Source organism: Reyranella sp. (genome assembly GCF_004297265.1).
In the GTDB taxonomy this organism is placed as follows: domain Bacteria; phylum Pseudomonadota; class Alphaproteobacteria; order Reyranellales; family Reyranellaceae; genus Reyranella.
Genome location: NZ_SCUT01000033.1, coordinates 1 through 22,372, shown reverse-complemented (window position 1 = coordinate 22,372; position 22,372 = coordinate 1). Strand labels below are relative to the sequence as shown.

At 67.0% G+C, this 22,372-nt stretch carries 22 protein-coding genes; 18 read left to right on the top strand and 4 right to left on the bottom strand.

What is annotated here, in order from left to right; all coding sequences use genetic code 11:
- The first annotated feature begins 179 nt into the window (after nt 1–179).
- From EPO41_RS15165 to EPO41_RS15135, 7 genes are read left to right on the top strand one after another with little or no spacing between them, the layout of a single operon-like run.
- Entirely contained in the window at nt 180–1,232 is a 1,053-nt protein-coding gene (locus EPO41_RS15165) for an ABC transporter substrate-binding protein (protein ID WP_296326575.1), read from the top strand.
- Nucleotides 1,233–1,247: 15 nt separating this feature from the next.
- Complete coding sequence (locus EPO41_RS15160) at nt 1,248–2,312, top strand: ABC transporter ATP-binding protein (protein ID WP_296326573.1); 1,065 nt, start codon at nt 1,248–1,250, stop codon at nt 2,310–2,312.
- Nucleotides 2,309–3,160, top strand: coding sequence for an ABC transporter permease (locus EPO41_RS15155; RefSeq protein ID WP_296326571.1), 852 nt, complete (start codon nt 2,309–2,311; stop codon nt 3,158–3,160). The genes EPO41_RS15160 and EPO41_RS15155 overlap by 4 nt, the downstream gene beginning before the upstream one ends.
- The gene (locus EPO41_RS15150) at nt 3,157–3,957 is read left to right on the top strand and encodes an ABC transporter permease (protein ID WP_296326569.1); all 801 of its coding nucleotides are present in this window, start codon (nt 3,157–3,159) and stop codon (nt 3,955–3,957) included. The genes EPO41_RS15155 and EPO41_RS15150 overlap by 4 nt, the downstream gene beginning before the upstream one ends.
- Nucleotides 3,958–5,319 carry an amidohydrolase family protein gene (locus tag EPO41_RS15145; protein WP_296326567.1) on the top strand — a complete coding sequence of 454 codons (1,362 nt, stop codon included), beginning with the start codon at nt 3,958–3,960 and terminating at the stop codon, nt 5,317–5,319.
- 9 nt (nt 5,320–5,328) lie between these two features.
- Entirely contained in the window at nt 5,329–6,078 is a 750-nt protein-coding gene (locus EPO41_RS15140; protein WP_296326565.1) for an aspartate/glutamate racemase family protein, read from the top strand.
- Nucleotides 6,079–6,083: 5 nt separating this feature from the next.
- A complete protein-coding gene (locus EPO41_RS15135; protein WP_296326563.1) occupies nt 6,084–6,968 on the top strand; it encodes a polysaccharide deacetylase family protein in 885 nt (294 codons plus the stop codon).
- Nucleotides 6,969–7,053: 85 nt separating this feature from the next.
- On the opposite strand, the gene EPO41_RS15130 is transcribed toward EPO41_RS15135, so the two are convergent.
- Complete coding sequence (locus EPO41_RS15130; RefSeq protein ID WP_296326561.1) at nt 7,054–7,527, bottom strand: PaaI family thioesterase; 474 nt, start codon at nt 7,525–7,527, stop codon at nt 7,054–7,056.
- Between the two features lie 10 nt (nt 7,528–7,537).
- Nucleotides 7,538–8,029: a MarR family transcriptional regulator gene (locus EPO41_RS15125; protein ID WP_296326559.1), complete on the bottom strand. Its 492-nt coding sequence runs from the start codon at nt 8,027–8,029 to the stop codon at nt 7,538–7,540.
- 57 nt (nt 8,030–8,086) lie between these two features.
- On the opposite strand from EPO41_RS15125, the gene EPO41_RS15120 reads away from it, so the two are divergent.
- From EPO41_RS15120 to EPO41_RS15105, 4 genes are read left to right on the top strand one after another with little or no spacing between them, the layout of a single operon-like run.
- The gene (locus EPO41_RS15120) at nt 8,087–9,124 is read left to right on the top strand and encodes a 2Fe-2S iron-sulfur cluster-binding protein (RefSeq protein ID WP_296326557.1); all 1,038 of its coding nucleotides are present in this window, start codon (nt 8,087–8,089) and stop codon (nt 9,122–9,124) included.
- Nucleotides 9,121–10,068, top strand: coding sequence for an SDR family NAD(P)-dependent oxidoreductase (locus tag EPO41_RS15115; protein ID WP_296326555.1), 948 nt, complete (start codon nt 9,121–9,123; stop codon nt 10,066–10,068). Before EPO41_RS15120 ends, EPO41_RS15115 begins: the two co-directional genes overlap by 4 nt.
- Before the next feature lie 11 nt (nt 10,069–10,079).
- Nucleotides 10,080–10,787, top strand: a complete 708-nt coding sequence (locus EPO41_RS15110; RefSeq protein WP_296326553.1) for a Phenylacetic acid catabolic protein — start codon at nt 10,080–10,082, stop codon at nt 10,785–10,787.
- A complete protein-coding gene (locus EPO41_RS15105) occupies nt 10,784–11,341 on the top strand; it encodes a hypothetical protein (protein ID WP_296326551.1) in 558 nt (185 codons plus the stop codon). The genes EPO41_RS15110 and EPO41_RS15105 overlap by 4 nt, the downstream gene beginning before the upstream one ends.
- Before the next feature lie 35 nt (nt 11,342–11,376).
- Here EPO41_RS15105 and EPO41_RS15100 read toward each other — a convergent pair whose 3' ends face one another.
- Nucleotides 11,377–12,048 carry a glutathione S-transferase family protein gene (locus tag EPO41_RS15100; RefSeq protein WP_296326548.1) on the bottom strand — a complete coding sequence of 224 codons (672 nt, stop codon included), beginning with the start codon at nt 12,046–12,048 and terminating at the stop codon, nt 11,377–11,379.
- A gap of 222 nt (nt 12,049–12,270) precedes the next feature.
- Here EPO41_RS15100 and EPO41_RS15095 point away from each other — a divergent pair, with 222 nt between their 5' ends.
- The 4 genes from EPO41_RS15095 (at nt 12,271) to EPO41_RS15080 (ending at nt 17,209) form a co-directional block, all read left to right on the top strand.
- Nucleotides 12,271–13,164: a LysR family transcriptional regulator gene (locus tag EPO41_RS15095; protein ID WP_296326546.1), complete on the top strand. Its 894-nt coding sequence runs from the start codon at nt 12,271–12,273 to the stop codon at nt 13,162–13,164.
- Between the two features lie 74 nt (nt 13,165–13,238).
- Nucleotides 13,239–14,075 carry an alpha/beta hydrolase gene (locus tag EPO41_RS15090; RefSeq protein WP_296326545.1) on the top strand — a complete coding sequence of 279 codons (837 nt, stop codon included), beginning with the start codon at nt 13,239–13,241 and terminating at the stop codon, nt 14,073–14,075.
- Between the two features lie 9 nt (nt 14,076–14,084).
- Nucleotides 14,085–15,620, top strand: coding sequence for a M81 family metallopeptidase (locus tag EPO41_RS15085; protein WP_296326542.1), 1,536 nt, complete (start codon nt 14,085–14,087; stop codon nt 15,618–15,620).
- An 11-nt stretch (nt 15,621–15,631) separates the two neighbouring features.
- Entirely contained in the window at nt 15,632–17,209 is a 1,578-nt protein-coding gene (locus tag EPO41_RS15080; protein WP_296326540.1) for an ABC transporter substrate-binding protein, read from the top strand.
- Between the two features lie 267 nt (nt 17,210–17,476).
- On the opposite strand, the gene EPO41_RS15075 is transcribed toward EPO41_RS15080, so the two are convergent.
- The gene (locus tag EPO41_RS15075) at nt 17,477–18,355 is read right to left on the bottom strand and encodes a pirin family protein (protein WP_296326539.1); all 879 of its coding nucleotides are present in this window, start codon (nt 18,353–18,355) and stop codon (nt 17,477–17,479) included.
- A 39-nt stretch (nt 18,356–18,394) separates the two neighbouring features.
- Here EPO41_RS15075 and EPO41_RS15070 point away from each other — a divergent pair, with 39 nt between their 5' ends.
- The 3 genes from EPO41_RS15070 to EPO41_RS15060 all read left to right on the top strand — a co-directional run.
- Entirely contained in the window at nt 18,395–19,855 is a 1,461-nt protein-coding gene (locus EPO41_RS15070) for a CoA-binding protein (RefSeq protein ID WP_296326537.1), read from the top strand.
- Nucleotides 19,856–20,073: 218 nt separating this feature from the next.
- A complete protein-coding gene (locus EPO41_RS15065; RefSeq protein ID WP_296326535.1) occupies nt 20,074–21,477 on the top strand; it encodes a M23 family metallopeptidase in 1,404 nt (467 codons plus the stop codon).
- Between the two features lie 129 nt (nt 21,478–21,606).
- Nucleotides 21,607–22,372 (top strand): amino acid ABC transporter substrate-binding protein (locus EPO41_RS15060; RefSeq protein WP_296326533.1); only part of this gene is annotated, 766 nt, incomplete at its 3' end.

Here is a 22,372-nt window from a genome sequence, read left to right as displayed (position 1 = left end):
ATAGGTGGAAAAAAGGTCTTTCCACTCCGCCTCGCTGCGCTCGGCTTCGGTCGAGACGACGGAAAACTTCACATGCGATAGCCCTGCTGTGCCCCGGGGAGGGGCAACCCGCGCCGCATTGCAGCCCCGTCCATCGGCACAGTCCTTGCTTGCCCGTCCTCGATCAGGGGGAATTGCCTATGAACAAGTCAAAGATCGCCGTCCTCAACCGTCGCGGCATCCTCGCGGCTGCCGGCGCCGCTACGGCGGCACTGGCCGCGCCGCGAATCCTGCGCGCCCAGGGGAAGGAACTGGTGGTCGGCGGCGCCGCGAGCCACAAGGGTTTCGTCGAGACCATCATCGCGCCGGTCGTCGAGAAGAAGTTCTCCTGCAAGGTCGTGTTCGAGGGCTCGCGCTCCCTGGTCAACCTCGAGAAGATGCAGAAGAACAAGGACAAGCAGTATCTGTCGGTCGTCATGATGGACGATCCGGTCATGATCCCGGCCGTCGCCGAGGGACTGCTCGATCCGCTGACCGCCGCCAAGGTGCCGAACCTCGCCATGCTGAAGCCGGGCACCGTCCACATGGACGGAATGTGGTGCAACTACCTGCAGCCCTGGCTCGGCATCGCCTACAATCCCAAGGCCATGAAGACGGCGCCGACCTCGTGGGCCGACGCCTACGATCCAAAGTACAAGGGCCGCGTGATCCTGCCGTCGCTGCAGAACACCGAAGGCCTCGCCAACCTGTTCATGGCGGCCTTCCTCGCCACCGGGAAGCCGATGCCCGAGGCGCAGAAGGACATCGATGCCGGCTTCAAGAAGCTGGTGACCATCAAGCCCAACCTGCTGACCGCCTACACGCAGATGCCGCAGGCCTACAACCTGCTGGAACAGGGCGAAGGCTTCATGATCTCGAGCGCGATCTCGCAGGTGGCGCTGGAGCGCAAGGCCGCCGGCGCGCCGGTCGAGATCGCCGTGCCGAAGGAAGGAATCTTCGCCATGCCGTCGGGCGTCGCGCTGGTGAAGGGCGGGCCGCAGCCGGAGCTGGCCGCCGGCTACATAAACGAGATGATCGGGCCGGAGGTCCAGGCCAAGCTCTCTGCCGCCACCTATTCGCTGCCGACCAACAAGGACACGCCCGTGCCGGCCGGTGCGCCGACCAACGCGACCATGTTCGGCATCGACTGGAAATTCGTCGCCGACAATCGCGCCGACTGGGTGAAGCGCTGGGACCGCGACATGGCGATGTAGTCGGGAGACTGCATCGTGACTTCCGATTCGTTCCTCGATGTCGCCGGCGCGGAGAAGTCCTTCGGCGGCGTGACCGTGCTGGGCGGCGTCGACCTTCAGGTCGCCACCGGCGAGTTCATCTCGCTGCTGGGCCCCTCGGGCTGCGGCAAGACCACCCTGCTGCGCATCGTTGCCGGCCTGCTGGCGGCCGACCGCGGCGCCATCCGGCTCGACGGTGAGGAGATCGGATCGCGGCCCCCGCACCGGCGCGACGTCGGCGTCGTCTTTCAGAACTACGCGCTCTTTCCCCACCTGACGGTCGCCGAGAACATCGCCTTCGGCCTCAAGGCACGGAGACATCCCACGGCTGAGATCGCTCCGACGGTGCGGCGCTTCCTGTCGCTGGTTCATCTCACCGACTTCGCGGACCGGTCGGTGCGCGCTTTGTCGGGCGGCCAGCAGCAGCGGGTCGCGGTGGCGCGCGCGCTGGCGGTGAAGCCCAAGCTTCTGCTGCTCGACGAGCCCTTCTCCGCCCTCGACCGCAAGCTGCGCGAGAACATGCAGATCGAGCTGCGCCGGCTGCTGCGCGAACTGGGCATCACCGCCGTGTTCGTGACGCACGACCAGGACGAGGCCCTCACCATGTCCGACCGCATCGCGGTGATGAACAGGGGCGCCATCGAGCAGCTTGCCGTGCCGGCCGCGATCTACCGCTCGCCCGCGACCGCCTTCGTGCTCGAGTTCGTGGGCCTCTCCTCGCGCCTCACCGGCACGGTCGTGGGCCAGGATTACGATCACGTCATCGTCGATACGGCTTACGGCCCGCTGCGCGCGCCCGGCAGCTTCGTGGTCGGCGCTTCGGTCGTACTCGCGGTGCGGCCCGAGCGCATCAAGGTGAACCCGCCCGGCGACTACGCGCTGGTGGCGCGCCTGCGCGACGCGGTGTTTCAGGGCTCGAAGGTCCAGCTTCATTTCGAGGCGAAGGACGGCGACCATCTCATGGTTGAAACGGCGGATCTCTCCGATGGCTTGCCGGCGCCCGGCAGCGAGATGCGTTTGGGCTGGGCCGTCGCCGACACGCTGATCTACCCGGCGTCATGACGGTGAAGAGCGCGCCCTCGCCGTGGCGGGATCCCGTCGCCCTGCTGGCGGCGCCGGCGGTCATCTACCTGCTCGTCGTCTACGCATTCCCTCTCCTCTGGCTCTTCATGAAGAGCCTGACCGGACCGGGTGGACTGACGCTCCAGCCCTACGTTTCCTTCCTGAGCGATCCCTTCAACTGGCGGGTCGTCGGCAACACGCTCCGGGTCGCCGCCTGGGTGACGGTCGTCTGCTTCGCGATCGGCTATCCCGCCGCCTTCGCGCTGGCGCGGGCCGGCGCCGTGCTGCAGATCGTGATGCTGGTCTCGATCATCCTGCCGCTCTCGGTCGGCGCCGTCGTCAAGGCCTTCGCCTGGCAGATCGTGCTGCGCCGCGACGGCATCGTCTCGCAGACCCTGGTCGGGCTCGGACTCTGGGACGAGCCGCAGCGGCTGCTCTTCACCGAGACCGGGCTGGTGCTGGGCGCCGCCAACATCTTCCTGCCCTTCATGATCCTGCCGATCTATTCCGTGGTGAAGCTGATCGATCCGCGCCTCAGCGAGGCCGGCGCGACGCTGGGCGCCACGCCGCTCTACCGCTTCACGCACGTCACCCTGCCGCTCACCCTGCCCGGCATCGTGTCGGGCGTCGCCTTCGTCTTCTCGATGAGCGTGTCGATGTTCGTCATCCCCTCGCTGCTGATCGGCGACCGCTTCCAGACCCTGGCCACCCTGACCGGCCGCTCCTTCCTGCTGATGCGCAACGAGCAACTCGGCTCGACCACCGCCGTCATCCTGCTGGTGCTGGCCGTGTCGATCGTCGTGGGCTCGACCTGGGTGGCGCGCCGCATCGGAGGCAACCAGGCATGACGGCGATCGAGCGCGTCTCGCAGTATGTCGTCTGGGCCATCGCGGGCTTCACCGTCGTCTTCCTGATGACCCCGCTGATCGTCACCATCGCCGTGTCGTTCGGCTCCTCGACGGTCTTCACCCTGCCGCCGCCCGACTGGTCGCTGCGCTGGTACGAACGCCTGGCCGGCATGCGCGGCCTGCTGCCCGCGCTCGTGGTCTCGCTGCAGATCGCGGCCGTCTCCACCGCCGTCGCCATGGTGCTGGGCACCCTGTGCGCCATCGCCCTCGTACGCGGCCGCTTTCCCGGCCGCGAGACGGTCTCGACCTTCCTCGTGTCGCCGCTGATGCTGCCGGGCCTGGTGATCGGCATCGCCATGCTGCAGGGCTTCAAGGCGATGGGGCTGCGCGACGTCTATGCCAGCCTGCTGGTCGCGCACGTGGTCATCACGCTCCCCTACATCGTGCGTACGGTGGTCGGCGCCCTCTCGCTGTTCGACTTCTCGCTGATCGACGCCGCCCGCACCCTGGGCTGCTCCTATCCGGCGGCGCTCATGCGGGTGCTGGTACCGTCGCTCGCCCCGGCCTTCCTGACCTCGGGCATGTTCGCGTTCCTGGCCTCGATGGACAATTACCCGATCTCGATGTTCTTCACCGACGCCTGGACCAAGACGCTGCCCATCCAGATGCTGCAGTACGTGGAAGAGCGGCCCGATCCGACCATCGCCGCCATCTCGGCCGGCCTCGTGCTGCTGGCCATCGTGGCCCTCGTGATCGGCGACCGTCTCGTGGGCTTGCGCAAGCTGGCGGATTTCTAGGTGGTCGATACCGATCCGAAACCCTGCGACCTGCTTGTCGGCGGCGATCTCGTTCTGACCCTCGACGAGCAGGGCCGCGTCCTGCGCAATGGCGCCCTGGCGGTGAGCGACGGCAGGATCGTCGACATCGGCCCGGCGGCGACGCTCGAGGCACGCTGGTCGGCAACGACGCATGTCGACGGCAAGGGCCGGCTGGTGATGCCGGGCCTCGTCAACGTGCACAACCATACGCCGCTGATGATCACGCGCGGCATGATCGAGGATATCGGCTTCGCGCCGATGTACACGCCGGGCATCCCACAAGGCCACTGGCTCGACGCCGACGACGCCTACGCGCTGTCGAGCCTCGGCATGTACGAGCTGCTTCGCGCCGGCTGCACCACCGTGGTCGACTATTATCGGTATCCGTCGTCGTGCGCCCGCGCCGCGGCCGAACTCGGCTTGCGTGCCGTGATCGCCGGGCGCGTGCACGATGCCGACCCGGCGGCCCTGGCGGTCGGCCGCTACGAGCACAGGACGGAAGTTGGCCAAGCCAGCCTGCGCGAGAATGCCGAACTGATCGAGCGCTGGAACGGCCACGATGGTGGCCGCATCCGCTGCGACTGGGCCCCGCACGCGCCGGACACCTGCTCCGACGACCTGCTGCGCGAGGTCGGCCGGCTGGCCGAGGCTCACGGCGGCAACCTGCACACCCACCTCGCGCAACTGCCGATCGAGGTCGAGGCCGTGCAGGCCCGCAGCGGGATGACCCCGGCTCGCCTGCTCGACAAGCTCGGCCTGCTGAACGAGCGGCTGATCGCCGCCCACTGCATCCACATGGAGCGCGCCGACATCGAACTGTGCGGCAAGGCCGGCATCACGGTGGCGCACGCGCCGATCGGCAATGCCAAGGGCGGCCGCATCGCGCCGATCGTCGAACTGCGCGACGCGGGTGCGCGCATCGCGCTGTGCACCGACACTTTCTCCGGCGACCTGATCGAGGCAATGCGCTGGTCGATCGCCATGCAGCGCATCGATCGCCAGGGCAACGTGCTCGACGCCCGCACCGTGCTCGACTGGGGGACCCGCGAAGGTGCGGCCGCCCTCGGGATGGGCAGCGAGATCGGCTCGCTGGAGATCGGCAAGCGCGCCGACATCGTCATGCTCGACAACCGCTCGCCGTCGCTCGCCCCGCTGATCGACGGCTATGGCGTGCTGGTCCACAGCGCCTCGGGTCGCGACGTCGATACGGTTATCGTCGGCGGCCGCGTCGTCCTGGCGGGTGGCCAGCCGGTGAACGTGGACGGTGCGGAAATCGTCACCCGGGCCCAATCGGTCGCCGACCGGCTGTGGCAGCGCGCCGGTCGTGCCCCCATCGGCTAAGGTCCTGCCATGAAGATCCTCGTCGCCAATCCCAACACCTCGACCGGCGTGACCGACCGGCTCGTCACCGCCGGCCGGATGGTCGCCAGTCCCGGCACCGAACTGCAGCCCATGACCGCGCCGCGCGGCGTGCCCTACATCGCCACGCGCGCCGAAGCCGCGATCGGCAGCGCCATGATGCTCGAAATGCTGGCCGAGCGACGCGGCACCTTCGATGCCGCCATCGTCGCGGCCTTCGGCGATCCCGGCCTCGGCGGCGCGCGCGAACTGTTCGACTTCCCGGTGGTCGGCATGGCGGAAGCCGCGATGCTGGTCGCCTGCACCCTCGGACGCAAATTCGCGATCGTGAGCTTCGCCAAGGCCCTCGAACCCTGGTTCGCCGAGATCGTCGAGTGGCACGGCATGTCCGGCCGCTGCGCCGCCATCCGCACGCCGGACGAGGGCTTCCGCTCGATCGACGACGTGCAGCACGAGAAGGAACAGGTGCTGATCGACCTCGCGCTGGCCACGGTGAAGAACGACGGCGCCGACGTCGTGATCCTGGCTGGCGCGCCGCTCGCAGGCCTCGCCAACACGATCCGCGACCGCGTGCCGGTGCCGCTGGTCGACGGCATCCAGGCCGCGGTGACGATGGCCGAGGGGCTGGTGCGGCTCAATCCGCGCAAGGCCACCCAGGGCACCTATCGTCGTCCCGCCGCCAAGGACTCGAAGGGCCTCGCCGGTCCCCTGGCCGACATCATCGGCCATCGCGAATCGTGACAGCGATGCGCGACCTCAAGGGCTATGGCCGCACGCCGCCCGACCCGCAATGGCCCGGCGGCGCGCGGGTCGCCGTCTCCTTCGTGATCAATTTCGAGGAAGGCGCGGAGATGTCGTTGTCGGCGGGCGACGCCCACAACGAGAAGGTCTACGAGGTCACCGACGAGGTCGTGGGCGTCCCCGACCGGTGCATGGAATCGCACTTCGAGTACGGCACCAAGGCCGCCTGGTGGCGCATCGCGGATTCGCTGGAGCGGCTGGGCGTTCCGGCCACGGTGAGCACCTGCGGCCTCGCCGCCGAACTGTCGCCGTGGCTGATCCACGACGCGGTGGCGCGCGGCCATGAAATCTCCTGCCATGGCTGGCGCTGGGAGAAGCACGCCCACATGGAAGAGGCGAAGGAACGCGAGATCATCGCCCGCACCGTCAAGGCGCTGACCGAGATAGCCGGCACGCGGCCCGTCGGCTGGCACACGCGTTCGACGCCGTCGCCCAACACGCGCCGCCTGCTGGTCGAGGAAGGCGGCTTCCTCTACGACAGCGATGACTATTCCGACGATCTCCCGTTCCATGTCGAAGTCTCGGGCAGGCGCCACCTGGTGCTGCCCTACAGCTTCGACACCAACGACATGCACTATCACCAGGGCTTCCACCGCTTCGTGTCGGCGCGCGACTTCGCCGACTACACGACCGACGCCTTCGACACGCTGTGGGCCGAGGGCGAACGCTTTCCGAAGATGATGTCGATCGGCCTGCACCTGCGCATGATCGGCCGCCCCGGCCGCATCGCCGCGCTCGACCGCATCGTGTCGCACATGAAGCGGAAAGGCGGCGCCTGGTTCGCGACACGCCGCCAGATCGCCGAACACTGGAACGCGCGTTTCTCATAGCTGGGAGCGCGCCACTCCAGTGGCGCTCAAGCTTCGTCGATCAGCAGTACATGAGCGCAACTGGAGTTGCGCGCTCCAATGAAACCTAAGCCTTCACCTTCGGGCGCACGATCTTGATCGTCGAGGTCGAGTGGACGATCAGGCGGCCCTTCTCGTCCTTGAGGTCGCCGTCGAGGAAGCCGACCGAGCCGCCCCAGCGCATCACGCGGCCCTCGGCATAGACGATGCCCGGCCCCATCGCCTCGAAGAAGCTGATCTTGAGTTCGAGCGTCGGCACGGCGACGCCGAGCTTGCCCTTGACGATGGCGGCATTGGCCATGGCGGTGTCGACCATGCCGGTGAGGAACCCGCCCTGGCAGATGCGTCCCTGCGAATGGCAGAAGGCCGGCACGATCTCGAAGCGGAACCGCGCATAGCCGCGCGTCGAATCGATATCGAGCAGTTCGCCGTTCAGCGTCTTCAAGGCCTCGGGCGGGTTGGCCCGCAGGATCTCGAGCATCTCCGAATCGTGGACGAGATCCTTGGGGAAATTCTGGAAGTCTGGATGGGCTGAGCTCATGGCGCGCGGACTATAGCGGACGGGCGGCCGCCCGCACCTTTCCCAGCAGCTCGATCAGCGTGCGCGTTTCGGCGGTCGAAAGGCCCGCGGCAATCCGCTTCTCATGCGCGCGCACCAGTTTGCAGAACCGGGCCAGCGCCACCTCGCCGGCCGGCGTCAGCGCCAGCGCGTGGGTGCGCCCGTCGGTCGGCGACGGTCGACGCACCAGGAGATCGCGCGCCTGCAGCCGGTCGAGGATCGGCACCAGGGTCGATCGATCGATGCCCAGCGCCCGGGCCAATGCGATCTGGCTCAGCCCCTCGTTGCGGTCGACCAGCACCAGCAGGCCGAACTCGCCCGGCGTCAGCGCCTCGCCGGCTTTCGCAAAGGTGGCGGCGAAGTCGGCGAAGACGGCGGACTGGGTTCGGCGCAGCGCATACCCCATCAGCGACGGCAGCAGGCCGCGATCGAGCGAAGGGGATCGCGCCGAGGGGGACAGGGGCTTGGCGGGTGGACGGCCCATCGCGGGAGTGGTAGACGCAGATTGTTTGGGGAGCAAACAAATTCGCCGCCGCACACGATGAGCTTCAAGGTTCGCATCGCCTCCGCCGGCCGCACGATCGACGTGCCGACCGGCGCCACCATCCTGGAGGCCGCGCTCGACGCCGGCATCTCCTATCCGTTCGGCTGCCAGTCCGGGAACTGCGGCGCCTGCAAGTCGCATCTCGTGAAGGGCGAGGTGACGATGGAAGGCTATTCCGAGTTCGCCCTGTCCGACGAGGAGAAGTCGCGCGGCCTGATCCTCGCCTGCCGCGCCGTGCCGTGGGACGAGAGCGAAGTCGCCTGGCTGGAGGAGGACGATCTGATCGTCCATCCGCGCCGCCTTCTCTCCTGCAGGGTCGTGTCCCTCGACGACGCCACGCACGACATCAAGCGCGTGCGGCTCGAGATCGTCTCCGGCGGCCCCTTCGATTTCTCCGCCGGCCAGTTCGCCTCCGTGACCTTCGACGGCTGCCCGCCGCGCGACTATTCGATGGCCAACGTGCCCGGCGACCCGATCCTCGAATTCCACATCCGCCGCACCGCGGGCGGCGCCACCAGCGCCCATGTCGCGGAGAAGTTGAAGGTCGGCGACAGCGTGCGGGTCGAGGGTCCGTTCGGCCCCTCCTATCTGCGCGAGAGCCATCGCGGCCCGATCATCGCGGTGGCCGGCGGCTCGGGCATGGCGCCGATCAAGTCCATAGTCGAGCGCGCGCTGCAGAAGGCACTGCCGCAGCACATCTACTTTTATTTCGGCGTCCGCAGTGAGTGCGACCTCTACCTCCACGATCATTTCGCGGCGCTGGCCGAGAAGCACACGAACCTGCACTTCATTCCGGTGCTGAGCGAAGGCGGCGATTCGGGCCGGCGGCAGGGGCTGGTGCACGAGGCCGTGGCGCAGGACTTCGACGAGGTCGATGGCTGCAAGGCCTATCTCGCGGGCCCGCCGGTGATGGTCGAGGCTGCGACCCTGCTGCTGGAACAGCGCGGCATGCGGCGCGTCGATATCCATGCCGACGCCTTCTACACGGCGGCGGAAATGGCAAACGCAGGCAAAAAGACGGGAGCGGAACAATGAGCGGTCTTCTGCAGGGACGGGTGGCGATCGTCACCGGCGCCGGCCGCGGCATCGGACGCGCCATCGCGGAGCAGCTGGTGGCCGAGGGCGCCAAGGTCGTCGTGGCCGACAACGGCGCCTCGATCTCGGGCGACGGCGGCGATCCGGAAGTGGCGCGCACCGCGGCGCAGGAGATGAACGACAAGGCCGGCGCCAAGAATGCGCTGGCCTTCACGGAAAGCGTCGCGTCGCCCGGCGTCGGCAAACAGCTCGTCGATCTCGCGGTGAAGACGTTCGGCGGCATCGATATCGTCGTGAACAACGCCGCCATCCTGCGCGACGCCTTCGTCTTCCGCGCCGATCCCGCCGACTGGGACGCGGTGATCCGCACCAACCTCTCCTCGGCCTTCTACCTGATCAACGCCGCCTCGGGCGTCATGCGCGACCAGGGCAAGGCGGGCCGTGGCGGCAAGGATGGCTACGACTGGGGCCGCATCGTCAACATGGTCTCCTCGGCCGGGCTCTACGGCAATCTCGGCCAGGCGGCCTATGCCAGCGCCAAGGCCGGGCTGTTCGGTCTCACGCGTGTCACGGCGATGGACCTCGCGCGGGCGCAGATCACCGCCAATGCCGTCGCGCCGTTCGCGCGCACCCGCGTCACCGACATCATCCAGCCCGCCAACGAAGCGCAGAAGACCTACAAGGAGCGTGCTCTCAAGATTGGCGCGCACCATGTCGCCAATCTCGTGACGGCGCTCTGCTCGCCGGCCGGCAAGCCCATCACCGGCCAGCTGCTGGGCGTGCGCGGCCGCGAGGTCTTCCTGTTCGGCCAGCCGCGGCCGGTCGCACGCCTCGAAGCCGGTGCGCCGGGCTCACTGGCACAGGACCTCGTCGGCAAGCTCGGCGGCCAGTTCACCGATCTCACGACCGATCTCGAAGCGTTCAACACCGAACCTCTCGTCTGAGGAGAGCGACCATGACCGAGACCATCATCGTCAAGACCGTCGAGGAACTGAAGGACGCGCCCGAGGAGTATCGCGAGGCCGTGGCCAAGCTCGTGATCAGCCATGCCATCAACGAACTCTACGGCGCCCAGGTGTTCGACGAACCCGCCATCGCCTATGCGCCGACGCCCTACGCCAAGTGGCTGACCTGCAGGGTCGCCATGGAGGAATACGGCCATCATGTGCGCTTCAAGCAGCTCGGCGTGCAGATGGGCATCGACGAGGAGCGCATGGTGCCGGGCACCGGCAAGCGCCCGCTGTCGATCTTCGAGTTTCCGCTGAAGAACTGGCAGGAGTTCGTCGCCATCAAGCTGCTGGCCGACCTGGCCGAGATCCTGCAGGTCGAGGACCTGCTCCACTGCACCTTCCATCCGCTGCGCAACCTCGCGCGCGCCACCATGCCGGAGGAGCGGTTCCACGCGCAGTTCGGCGAGGATTTCACCGCCGAGCTGATCAAGACGCCGGAAGGCAAGGCCTCGCTGCAGGCCGCGATCGACGAATACTTCCCTTATCTTCCGTCCTTCTTCGGCGGCTCGAAGTCGCGCAACAACGAGATCTTCCGCAAGTGGAACATCAAGCAGCGCACCAACGACGAGATGCGCGCCGACTTCATGACCCGCGCCACCGAGGTCACCGCCAAGTACGGCCTCACCCTGCCGGAGGTACGGCAGGCGGCGTGACGCAGATCGTCGTCCTGCCGCGCACAATTCTCGACCGGGTGAAGGCGGAGGTCCGCGCGGCCTCGTGGTTTGCAGCCCTCGGCGAGCCGATGACCGACGGGGATCGTGCCGATGCCGGGGCCTATGCCACGGCACTCGGGCTGGCCGAATGCAGCACCGACCTCGCGCACGACTGGCCCGAAGCCGAGAGGCTCCTGAAGGCGCCGGACTGGTCGCCGGTCTGGTGGGACCGCGAGGAAGCGTTGAGACGCGCTCTGCTGGCGCGCGCCGAATCGAAATACCCGAAGCACGCGCTATGGACGGCGCTCACCGAACTCACCACCGAGGCCGGCGAGCTGGTGCATGGCAAGGCGGCCACCGCGGCCGGGCGCATGGGCGACGCGGCCCGCGCCTCGATCCATGTCGCGGCCGGTGCGGCGTCGCAGGCGGTCTATCAACTGGCCGTCGCGCGGCTCGCCAGCGAGGAAGGCTCGCCCTTCGAAAGCAAGTTTCGTCTGTTCGCCGCGGGACGCTGGCCGCTCGGCATCGTGGGCTCCAGGGTGATCCTCTTCTAGGAGAGTCCGGAGAGCGCGAGGCGATCCAACGCTCGCTACAGGTTAACGCCGACGCTCTCCAGGAAGCTTTCCATACGCTTGTCGACCTCGGCCTTCGTCGCCGCCCACGCCGGGAACGACTGGAGAAGATTGTCGTGCCACGCGATCAGGTTCGGATACTCCTCGAACGGGAAGCGTGCACGATCGACTTGGGAGAAGGGAGCCGCGATATCGATATCGGCAAAGGTCAGCCCATTGCCGACCATGAACTTGCGGCCTTCAAGGTGCTGGTCGAGGACCTTCGCTGCAGCACGAATCTTACCCTCGGCAAACTTGATGACCGCCTCGTCCTTCGGCATGCCCAAGATCGTCTTCGCCACGCGCTCGTCGAAGATCGTCGTGGTGAAGGTGCGCCATTGCTCACCCGACCAGAACATCCACTGCAGCACCTGAAAGCGCTCCTCCCGCGTGGTCCCGGTCAACGGCGAATTCATCTTGTCGGCGAGATACAGGTTTATCGCCGAAGCTTCCCAGAGAATGATGTCACCCTCTTCCAGGACCGGCGTCAGGCCGTGGGGATTGAAACGCGATTTGAAATCATCGGTTTGGCTCTCGCCTTTGAAGAGGTCGACGTTAACCCGTTCGAGTTCGATGTTCATGATCTTCGCGGCGGCGGTCACCCGACGCAGGCTGCCCGAGCCTGCATCACCGTAAATCTTGATCGTCATGGTTTCTCCTTTTGATCGAGGTCCACAGCAGTGCGGTCGAACCAAAATGGGTATTCTCATTGAGAATTGAATTGGCATATATTGAATAGAAACTATTCATGGAAAGAATAAACGGGTGAATCATGCGCATCGTGCCTGAGCCGACCAACAGCATGATCGGTGGTCATGTCCTCTCTCTCCCGTTCTTTCTGCGGACTGAAAGTGGTCGATAAGTTGGACGCGATGCGGATGTTCGTGCGCATCGTCGAAAGCGGAAGCTTTTCCCAGGCAGCGCGGGATCTGAACGTCAGTCAGCCGACGGTCAGCAAACAGCTCGCTGCGCTTGAAGCGCGCCTCGGAACGCAACTCCTGGCGAGGAATTCCCGAGCCATTGCGGTGACGCCCGCAGGGCAGGATTATTACGAGGCGACCGTACGCATTCTTCAGGACCTCGACTTCGTCGAAGAGAGAGTCCTGGAAGGGCAGTCGGCGCCTTCAGGACTGGTCCGCGTGACCCTCCCGCCCGCCTTTGGAAGGATGTTCGTCGTTCCGAGGCTGTTGGATTTCAGGAACCGATTTCCCGACGTCGTTATCGAAATGGAAGTCTCGGCGCGGCATGTCGACCTGATCGAGGAAGGCATAGACGTCGCGGTCCGCATTGGGCGGCTCTCGGATTCAGCACTCATAGCCCGACACATCGGCGACATGCGGATGATAACGCTGGCCTCGGCCGGCTATCTCGCCCGGCACGGTACACCACAGACGCTGGATGAGCTGCGCACGCACCAGCGTATCGGCTATGTCCATCAAGGCGATATCATCGGGTGGGAGTTCGAGCGGGATGGCCGCCAGGTTACGGTCGACGGTGGGGGAGCGTTCCGGACAAATGACGCCGACCATGTCAGGGCCGCGGTCCTCGCGGGCCTCGGCATTGCTCATCATGCCAGCTGGCTGTTCACGGATGTGCTGGCCTCCGGGGAAGTCCTGCGAGTCCTGGACCGGTATGCGCCACCGCCGTTGCCGATTGCCGCGGTTACCGCTGCCGGGCGGCGCATGCCCTCCCGCGTGCGGCATTTCATCGATTTTCTCGCGGCGATTTGCGCCGAAGAGCCTGAATTGAAGGTGGAAGAGAGCTAGCGTCGGGGCAGCCGACGACTCCGGATCGGCCTTGTACAGGCGGACCGATCGATTTCCTGGAAGGAAGGTTTTGCATGAGTTCCTACGCCGCGCCGTCCCGCACCGTCGGTCGGCTGAAGCGCCCGTTCGGCAATCTCTACTACGAGGTCTCGGGCAGCGGACCGGCCCTGCTGTTCGCGCACGGGCTGGGCGGCAATCACCTGAGCTGGTGGCAGCAGGTCGCGCACTTCGCGCCGCGCTACACCTGCGTCGCCTTCGCCCATCGCGGCTTCGCGCCCTCCGACCCGGTCGCCGACGGCGTCGATCCCGCCGACTATGCCGGCGACCTCGCCGCACTCATCGATCATCTCGGCCTTTCCGACGTGCGCCTCGTCGGCCAGTCGATGGGCGGCTGGACGATGCTGGAATATGCGCTGGCCCATCCGGATCGCGTGAAGGCCCTCGTGCTGAGTTCGACCTCGGGCACGCTCGACCGGCGCGGCAGCGATCCTTCCGGCGGCACGGATTACGACAAGTGGTTCGGCGCCTCCGAAGCCCGCATCGCGGCCGGCCTGGCGCGCGGCATCCATCCCGCGATGGGCGAGCATGCGGCGGAACGCTTTCCCGCGCTCCATCTCCTCTATCGCAGCATCGACGAGATGGCGGGCGCGCTCGACAAGGAGAAGCTGCGCGCCGGTCTGCGCCGCACCGCGACGCGCACGCTGGCCGGATTGAAGACGTTCCGCGTGCCGACCCTGTTGATCGCCGGGGCTGAGGACGTGGTCTTCCCGCCCTTCCTGGCAAGCGCCATAGCGACAAGCCTGCCCTGCGGCGAAGCCGAGATCATTCAGGACGCCGGACACTCGCCCTATTTCGAGCAGGCCGCTAAATTCAACGAGCTGGTCGACGCGTTCCTCGCGCGACAGCACTAGGAGGTTTCTTTGTCCCAGGACAATCCGCGTATCGCCGTGCTCGGCTTCGCCATCGAGTGCAACCGGTTCGCGCCGGTGACGACGGCGGAGGACTTCGAGCACGATGTCGACATCCGCGGCAACCGCATCGTGAGCGAGGCGCGCTCGGGCAAGTCGATCACCATGCCCGACCTGCCGGGTTTCTTCGACGAGATGGACCGCACCGGCGCCTGGACGCCGGTGCCGCTGCGCGTGTCGCTGGCGCAGCCCGGCGGACCGGTCGAGGAGCAGTTCTTCAAGGCCTATCTCGCCGAGATCGAGGCCGGCCTGAAATCGGTCCTGCCGGTCGACGCGATCTTCGTCTCCTGCCATGGCGCGGCGCTGGCCGAAGGCACCGACGATCCCGACGGCGACCTGTTCGAGATGCTGCGCCGCGTCGCGGGGCCCGACGTGCCCATCGTCTCGGTGTTCGACCTGCACGCCAACGTCTCGCGCCGCATGACCGACAATCTCAGCGTCTTCGTCGGCTATCTCGAGAACCCGCACATCGACATCTACGAACGCGGCGTCGAGGCCGCGAAGCACATGCGCGAGCTGCTGGCCGGCACGCGCACCGCGGTCGAGATGGTCAAGATCCCGCTGGTGCCGCCGCAGATCGCGCTGCTTACCGCGCGCGGCCCCTATGCCGACCTGATCAAGTACGGCCAGACCAAGGTCGGCGGCGACATCCTCAACGTCTCCGTGATGGCGGGCTTCGCCTACAGCGACAGTCCCAAGAACGGCCTCACCGCCGTCGTCACGGCGCGCAACGGCAACGCCAGGGCGGCGGCCGACCTGGCGCTCGACATCGCGCAACGCGCCTGGAAGACGCGGGAGCGCTTCAAGCGGGAGATGATGACGCTCGCCGATGCGGTGCAGCTCGCCACGGCCATCGGCCGCGACAAGCGCCGCAAGCCCATCATCCTGGCCGACGTCGCCGACAATCCCGGCGGCGGCGGGCGCGGCAACACCACGTATCTGTTGCGCGCGCTCAAGGGCGCGCGGGCGCAGGGCGTCTATTTCGGCGTGTTCAACGACGCCGCACTGGCGGCCCAGGCGCACGCGCTGGGCGAAGGCGCAATCTTCAACGCGTCATTCAACACCGAGGAGAACCAGGAATTCTCGCTGCCCTTCGATTGCGAGGCCAAGGTGGTGAAGCTGTCGGACGGCCAGTTCGTCGGCCGCCGCGGCGTGCTCAGGAACGTCTCGGCCGACATGGGTCCCTCGGCGCTGCTCGACCTCGGCGGCATCCTCATCGTGGTCATCAGCATCCGCTGCCAGTGCATGGATCCGCGCCAGTTCGAGATGTTCGGCCTGGACATCGCCCAGGCCCGCACGGTGGTCGTGAAGAGCCGCGGCCACTTCCGCGGCGGCTTCGACGAGTTCTTCAAGCCGGAGCAGATCTACGAAGTCGATTGTCCGGGCCTGACCTCGCCGGTGCTCGCGAATTTCACCTGGACCAAGCTGCCGAGGCCCGTCTATCCGCTCGACGAGGAAACGAGCTGGACTCCTCCGGCGTCCAATTGAGGGAGTCCTTCATGTTGCGTCGTGCCCTGTTCGCCGCCGTCGCGCTGCTCGCTGCGGCGTCCGCCCACGCCCAAGCCCAAGCCCAATCGGGCAAGACGCTGAAAGTCGTCATGCAGTCGGATCTCAAGATCATCGATCCGGTCTGGACGACGGCCTACATCGTGCGCAATCACGGCTATCTCATTTACGACACGCTCTTCGCCCTCGACGCCAAACTCGAGCCGCAGCCGCAGATGGTCGAGAGCTGGACGGTGAGCGACGACCAGCTCACCTGGACCTTCAAGCTGCGCGAGGGGCTGAAGTGGCATGACGGCCAGCCGGTGACGACCGCGGACGTGCTGCCGTCGATCAAGCGCTTCACCGACAAGGACACGCTGGGCGGCCTGCTGGGCAAGCAGACCCGGGAGATGAAGGCGCTCGACGACCGGACTTTCCAGATCGTCCTGAAGAAGCCCTACGGCATGATGCTGAAGACGCTGGCCAAACCGTCCTCGATCCCGCCCTTCATCATGCCCAGGCGGATCGCCGAGACTCCGGTCACCCAGCAGATCTCCGACACGACGGGCTCGGGGCCGTTCATCTTCAAGAAGGACGAATGGAAGCCCGGCGAGAAGGTCGTCTATCTCCGCAATCCCGACTACAAGCCGCGCGCCGAGCCGCCCTCGGGCCTGGCCGGCGGCAAGGTGGCCAAGGTCGACCGGGTCGAATGGGTCTCGATCCCCGACACGCAGACCGCGATCAACGCCCTGCAGCAGGGCGAGATCGACATGATCGAGCAGCCCTCGCACGACCTCCTGCCGGTCATCGAGAAGGACAGGAACGTCGAGATCGTCATTCCCGACCAGCTGGGCTCGACCTACATCCTGCGCTTCAACTGGAAGCAGCCGCCCTTCAACGACGTGCGCTACCGGCGCGCGGCCATGATGGCGTTCAACCAGAAGGACTTCCTGCAGGCCGTCATCGGCGATCCGCGCTACTACAAGGTCTGCAAGGCCATGTTCGGCTGCGGCACGCCGCTCGAGAACGCGGCCGGCACCGAGGGAATCCTCGAATCGCACTTCGAGGAGTCGAAGAAGATCCTCAAGGAGGCCGGCTATGACGGCACGCCGATCGTGCTGCTGCAGTCGACCGACCTCGCCGTCCTGACCAATCTCGCGCCGGTCGCCAAGACGCTGCTGGAGCGCGGCGGCTTCAAGGTCGACATGCAGTCGATGGACTGGCAGACGCTGGTCGCCCGGCGGGCCAAGAAGGTGCCGGTGGCCGAGGGCGGCTGGAACATCGCCATGACAGCGGCCGCCGCGGTGCTGCTGATCGACCCGGTCAACAACCACTATGCCGAGGCGAGCGGCGACCGCGCGCAGTTCGGCTGGCCGCTCGACGAGGAGATCGAGCGGTTGCGCCTGGCCTTCGTGGGCGAAGGCGACGCGAAGAAGCAGTTCGAGATCGCCGAGCAGGTGCAGAAGCGCATCCTGGACGGCGGCGTCACGGTGCCGCTCGGCCAGTTCCTGCAACCGATGGCCCGGCGCAAGGGCGTGACGGGCAACATCGAATCGCCCATCACGGTCTTCTGGAACGTGGAGAAGAAGTAGGCGGCATTGTCGTCTTGAGCGAAGCGAAAGACCTAGAGCCCGTCCGTCCCAAATTGACCCACCACCTCATCCCGAGGAGCGGCCGCAGGCCGCGTCTCGAAGGATGGACAACACACGCGGTGCTCGTGCACACCCTTCGAGACGCGCTCCCTCGGAGCGCTCCTCAGGGTGAGGTCAGGGTGGGAATTCTTGGCTCGATTCGATCTCGCCCGGATGACTCTGCGCTCGGGATGACAGCAGGGACTGTCGTTTGGGGTCCCGTTCCTTCTACCGATCCGGCAGCGGGATGAACTCGGGGTCCCCTGCCACCATGGCGAAGCGCTTCTCGCGCCAGTCTTCCTTGGCCTTCTCGATGCGCTCCTTGCTCGAGGAGACGAAGTTCCACCAGATGTGACGCGGACCGTCGATCTTGGCGCCGCCCAGCAGCATCGCCTTGGCGCCGTCCGGGCCGGCCAGCATCTCGACGGTCTGGCCGGGCGCCAGGACCGCCAGGTCGCCGACGCCGAACTGGCTCTCGCCGACGACGATCATGCCTTCGGCGACGTATATCGCGCGCTCCTCGTGGTCGGGGGTGATCGCCAGCGCAGCGCCCGCGGCCATCTCCACGCCGACATAGAAGATCGGCGAGAAGTGGGTGGTGGGCGCCGTGCGGCCGGCATAGGTGCCGACGATCAGACGCAGCGAGGCGCCACCTTCCGTCCAGGCCGGCAGCCGGGCCTTCTCGACATGCTCGAAAGCGGGCGCAGTCTCCTCGTGCGTCCTGGGCAGCGCCACCCAGGTCTGGACGCCGTGCATGCGAAAGCCCGTCGCCCGCATCTCGGGTTCGGTCCGCTCGCTGTGGACGATGCCGCTGCCCGCGGTCATCCAGTTGACGTCGCCCGGCCGGATCGCCTGCGAATAGCCCAGGCTGTCGCGATGGTAGATGCCGCCGTCGAACAGATAGGTGACCGTGGCCAGGCCGATATGCGGATGCGGCCGCACTTCCATGCCGCCGCCGGGCGGCACGTCCATCGGCCCGAAGTGATCGAGGAAAATGAACGGCCCCACCATGCGCCGCTTCACGCTGGGGAGCACGCGGCGGACCGCAAAGCCACCGCCCAGATCGTGGGCCCGGCCCTGGACAAGGATCTCGATCGGATCGGCCATCTTGTTCTCCTCTCACGCCTGTGCTGCAACCAACGCGACATGCCAGCACCCGCCCGCGACCTCACGCCGTTCTTCGCCCCCGACAGCATCGCCATCGTGGGGGCCGGAGAACGGGCCACCTCCTCCGGTGGCGCGGTCATGCAGATGCTTCGTCAGGCCGGTTATGGCGGAAGGGTCGTGCCGGTCAATCCCAAGGGCGGAACGATATTCGGTTACGAATCGGTGACCTCCATCGCCGGCATCGAACCGGCGGTCGACCTCGGGGTGATCGTGATCCGCCCCGACGCGATCCTCGAGGCCGTCGGGCAGGCGGCCGACCGCGGCATCCGCAACCTGCTGATCCTGCCCGGCGGCTTTGCCGAAGCGGGCCCCGCCGGCATGGCGCGCAACGAGGCGCTGCTGAAACTCGCGGCCGAGCGTGGACTGACGATCGCCGGACCGAACTGCGCCGGCATCGTGCATCTCGATCCGGCCCGGCGCTTCGCCGCCACCTTCCTGCGCGACCTGCCGCCCGGCACCGCGGCCGGAGCCACCAACGGGCTCGCCTTCATCTCGCAGTCGGGGGCGCTCGCCGAAGAGGTCATCGACAAGGCCAATGCCCGCGGCCTGCCGCTCACCTCGGTCGTGTCGGTCGGCAATGCCGTCCATCTCGGCGTCGAGGATTATCTGGGCTGGCTGGGCGACCGGCCGGAGATCGGTGCGGCGCTGCTCTACGTCGAGTCGATCGAGGATCACGAGCGCTTCCGCGAGGTCGCGCGGAAGGTCGTGGCCCGCAAGCCGGTGATCGCCCTGTTCGGCGGTCGCACCGAAATCGGCGGCCGGGCGGCCCACGCCCATACCGGGGCGATCGCCAACGACGATGCCGCGATCGACGCCTTCTGCACCTCCTGCGGCATCGTCCGGGTGAAGAGCCTGCGCCGGCTGCTGGTCGCCGCCAAGGCATTCGGGCGCTTCCCGCAGGGCCTCGGGCCGCGGGCGCTGATCCTGTCCAACTCCGGCGGGCCCGGCGTGCTGTGCGCCGACCGGGCCGCGCTGGAAGGGCTCGACCTGGCCGCCCTGCCGAACGCGATGGCCGACGTGCTGCGCCAGCAACTGCCGGCCGAGGCATCGGTGGCCAACCCGATCGACCTGCTGGCGGACGCACGCGAGGACCGTTTCGGGCTCGCCTTCGAGGCCGCCATGACCCACGCGGCACGAACCTACGACATGGTCCTGATGATCCATGTCGTGCCGTTCATGGTCGACGCCCAGCCCGTGATCGCCCGACTGGCAGAGCTGGCGGTGACGGCGCCGGTTCCCCTGATGCACAGCATGATGGGAACCCTCCCGGGCAGGGCGGAATGGTTCGCCACCCTGGAGCGAGCCGGCGTGCCGATGTTCAACGACGTCGAGGAAATGGCCGAGGCCGCCGGCCTGCTTGCGCGCTATCCGATTCTTCGCACTGCAGCAAAATCGGAAAGGTTGCCCCCTGTGACTTTTAAAGACCGCAAGGCACCTTGAGGCGGAAAGCCTAGCAATTACAAGGTGTTGGGCGTTTTTCATGGGTGTTGCATTTTTGCAACTTTTTGTTGGACTTGTGGATACTCCGTGGCCAAAGTGCCCCTCAAGCGGGGCACGCGGGGGGCATCGACCGGGGGAGGTCGATGGATCGCTAGTCGCCCCAACCGTCAATTAGTAGCGTTCAATGGAACGGGAGCGGCCGACCGATGACGTCCAACATGACGCGTTTCCAACGCGCCCATAGCTGGCGAACCGTCCGCAGCCTCATGGCAGCGACCCTTGCAGTCTCTTCGATGTTTTGCGCCGTCGGCGCGATGGCCCAGGTGAAGGCCCCACCCAAGAACCAGCTCAAGAAGCCCGCCGCCAGGTCCGCTCCCGCCCCCGTTCCCAGCGAAGACGTCCAGTCCTTTTCCATCGGGGCCGACAGCTCGGTCGCCCAGCAGCTCATCAGCCTCCGCGTCGACCCCAACGACGCCCAGGCGGCGGCCGACGCCGTCGGCAAGGCGTTGAGCCAGCCCGAGGTCAAGGCCGCCAGTTCCGGCCGCGCCGTGCTTGCGCCGCAGGGCGCCGGCCAGCCCAAGCGGCTGGTCTCCCTCCAGCTCTATTCGAACAAGTCGCTGGCCGTCGATCTCTCCCGCGGCGCCGACGGTTCGTTCGGCTTCAAGCTCGCGCCCGGCGCCACCGAGGAGGACGACGAGCGCGTCTCCAGCCTTCCCGGTTCGGCGCCGTCGAATGCCGGCCCGGGCGCCCGCACCGTCGTGGCCGATTCGGTCAAGACCGTGAAGGCGAGCAGCGCCACCCTGGCGACCAGCCTCGCCCCGACCGGTGCCAATCCGGCGGCTCTCAAGGAACTGACCCAAGCGCTTTCCGGCTTCGCGCCGGCCGCCGCCCGGATCGACGTCGTCCAGGGACGCACCATGGACGGCACGCCGCGGGTCCTCGTCGCCAGCCTGGGCGATGGCGCGGCCAGGCAATCCTTCTGGTGGTTCGCCCCCCAGAACCAGCCCGAGGGCTGGTTCGACGATCAGGGCCGCCGGCTCGGCGGTACGGCGCTCTCCAATCCGCGGCCGGAGGCACGCCAGTCCTCGCCGTTCGGGACGCGCCGCTACTACGGCCGCAAGAGCGGCGGCGGCTTCCACAACGGCATCGATTTCGAGGGCAAGACCGGCGAGCCGATCTATGCGGCGGCCGACGGCTTCATCAACCACCAGGGCTGGTACTTCAACTACGGCCGCACGGTGAAGATCAGCCATGCCGACAGTTTCGAGACGCTGTACGCCCACATGTCGCGCTTCGCCGACGGGATGGGCCCCGGCACGCGCGTCCGCAAGGGCGACCTGATCGGCTATGTCGGCTCGACCGGACGGTCGACCGGCGCACACCTTCACTTCTCGGTGATCGTGAACGGCCAGTTCGTCGACCCCCAGCCTTACATCTCCGAGAACGGCGGCAACAGCGCGCTGGCCGGCGAACAGCTCGTCTCCTATCGCCAGTGGCAGCAGGAGATCAAGCGCGCCTCGGACCGTAGCCGCGGCAGCAGCGACAACCGCTTTCAGGGCCTGCAGGGCGCCGAACCGTGGTCGTCCAACCCCTTCTCGTCGCGGGCCGCCGACCGCCTCTGAGCGGCCACGGCCGGATGTGCGGCGCCGTTGCGCGCGTCCAGTTGTTCGCCTAGGAATTGTGTCATCGATCCTGAACGGACGCACCAGGCGACCGACGGGACGTCAGAGGCAAACCACGAGGGAAGACATATGTTCAAGAAAGTCATGGCCGGCGTCTTCGCCGCCGGTCTGGTCGGCGCCGCCGGCACGGCCTACGCAGGCAAGGATCTCGATGCCATCAAGGCGCGCGGCCAGCTCATTTGCGGCGTCAGCACCGGCGTCGCGGGCTTCGCTTCGGCCGACAGCCAGGGCAAGTGGACCGGCATCGACGTCGACGTCTGCCGCGCCGTCGCCGCGGCGATCTTCGGCGATGCCGACAAGGTCAAGTTCGTGCCGACCACGGCCCAGCAGCGCTTCACCGCGCTCCAGTCGGGCGAGGTCGATCTCCTGGTCCGCACCACGACCTACACGCTGACCCGCGACACCGCGCTCGGCTTCGACTTCACGGGCGTCAACTACTATGACGGCCAGGGCTTCATGGTGAACAAGAAGCTCGGCGTGAAGAGCGCCAAGGAACTGAACGGCGCCACCGTCTGCGTTCAGCCGGGCACCACCACGGAACTCAACCTGGCCGACTACTTCCGCGCCAACAAGATGACCTTCAAGCCGGTCGTCATCGAGAAGATCGAGGAAGTCCGCGCCGCCTTCTTCGCCGGCCGCTGCGACGTGTTCACGACCGACGCCTCGGGCCTCTACGCCACGCGCGCCGCCAACGCCCCGACGCCGGATGACTACATCATCCTGCCGGAGATCATCTCGAAGGAGCCGCTGGGACCGGTGGTGCGCCACGGCGACAACCAGTTCGCCGACATCGTGCGCTGGTCGCTCTACGCCATGATCGAGGCCGAGGAGTACG

What these genes read in the sequence shown, in the direction of transcription:
- EPO41_RS15165 (WP_296326575.1), top strand. Translation starts at nt 180, where the DNA reads ATGAACAAGTCAAAGATCGCCGTCCTCAACCGTCGCGGCATCCTCGCG.
- EPO41_RS15155 (WP_296326571.1), top strand. Translation starts at nt 2,309, where the DNA reads ATGACGGTGAAGAGCGCGCCCTCGCCGTGGCGGGATCCCGTCGCCCTG.
- EPO41_RS15150 (WP_296326569.1), top strand. Translation starts at nt 3,157, where the DNA reads ATGACGGCGATCGAGCGCGTCTCGCAGTATGTCGTCTGGGCCATCGCG.
- EPO41_RS15140 (WP_296326565.1), top strand. Translation starts at nt 5,329, where the DNA reads ATGAAGATCCTCGTCGCCAATCCCAACACCTCGACCGGCGTGACCGAC.
- EPO41_RS15135 (WP_296326563.1), top strand. Translation starts at nt 6,084, where the DNA reads ATGCGCGACCTCAAGGGCTATGGCCGCACGCCGCCCGACCCGCAATGG.
- EPO41_RS15130 (WP_296326561.1), bottom strand. Translation starts at nt 7,527, where the DNA reads ATGAGCTCAGCCCATCCAGACTTCCAGAATTTCCCCAAGGATCTCGTC.
- EPO41_RS15125 (WP_296326559.1), bottom strand. Translation starts at nt 8,029, where the DNA reads ATGGGCCGTCCACCCGCCAAGCCCCTGTCCCCCTCGGCGCGATCCCCT.
- EPO41_RS15120 (WP_296326557.1), top strand. Translation starts at nt 8,087, where the DNA reads ATGAGCTTCAAGGTTCGCATCGCCTCCGCCGGCCGCACGATCGACGTG.
- EPO41_RS15115 (WP_296326555.1), top strand. Translation starts at nt 9,121, where the DNA reads ATGAGCGGTCTTCTGCAGGGACGGGTGGCGATCGTCACCGGCGCCGGC.
- EPO41_RS15110 (WP_296326553.1), top strand. Translation starts at nt 10,080, where the DNA reads ATGACCGAGACCATCATCGTCAAGACCGTCGAGGAACTGAAGGACGCG.
- EPO41_RS15100 (WP_296326548.1), bottom strand. Translation starts at nt 12,048, where the DNA reads ATGACGATCAAGATTTACGGTGATGCAGGCTCGGGCAGCCTGCGTCGG.
- EPO41_RS15095 (WP_296326546.1), top strand. Translation starts at nt 12,271, where the DNA reads ATGCGGATGTTCGTGCGCATCGTCGAAAGCGGAAGCTTTTCCCAGGCA.
- EPO41_RS15090 (WP_296326545.1), top strand. Translation starts at nt 13,239, where the DNA reads ATGAGTTCCTACGCCGCGCCGTCCCGCACCGTCGGTCGGCTGAAGCGC.
- EPO41_RS15080 (WP_296326540.1), top strand. Translation starts at nt 15,632, where the DNA reads ATGTTGCGTCGTGCCCTGTTCGCCGCCGTCGCGCTGCTCGCTGCGGCG.
- EPO41_RS15075 (WP_296326539.1), bottom strand. Translation starts at nt 18,355, where the DNA reads ATGGCCGATCCGATCGAGATCCTTGTCCAGGGCCGGGCCCACGATCTG.
- EPO41_RS15070 (WP_296326537.1), top strand. Translation starts at nt 18,395, where the DNA reads ATGCCAGCACCCGCCCGCGACCTCACGCCGTTCTTCGCCCCCGACAGC.
- EPO41_RS15065 (WP_296326535.1), top strand. Translation starts at nt 20,074, where the DNA reads ATGACGCGTTTCCAACGCGCCCATAGCTGGCGAACCGTCCGCAGCCTC.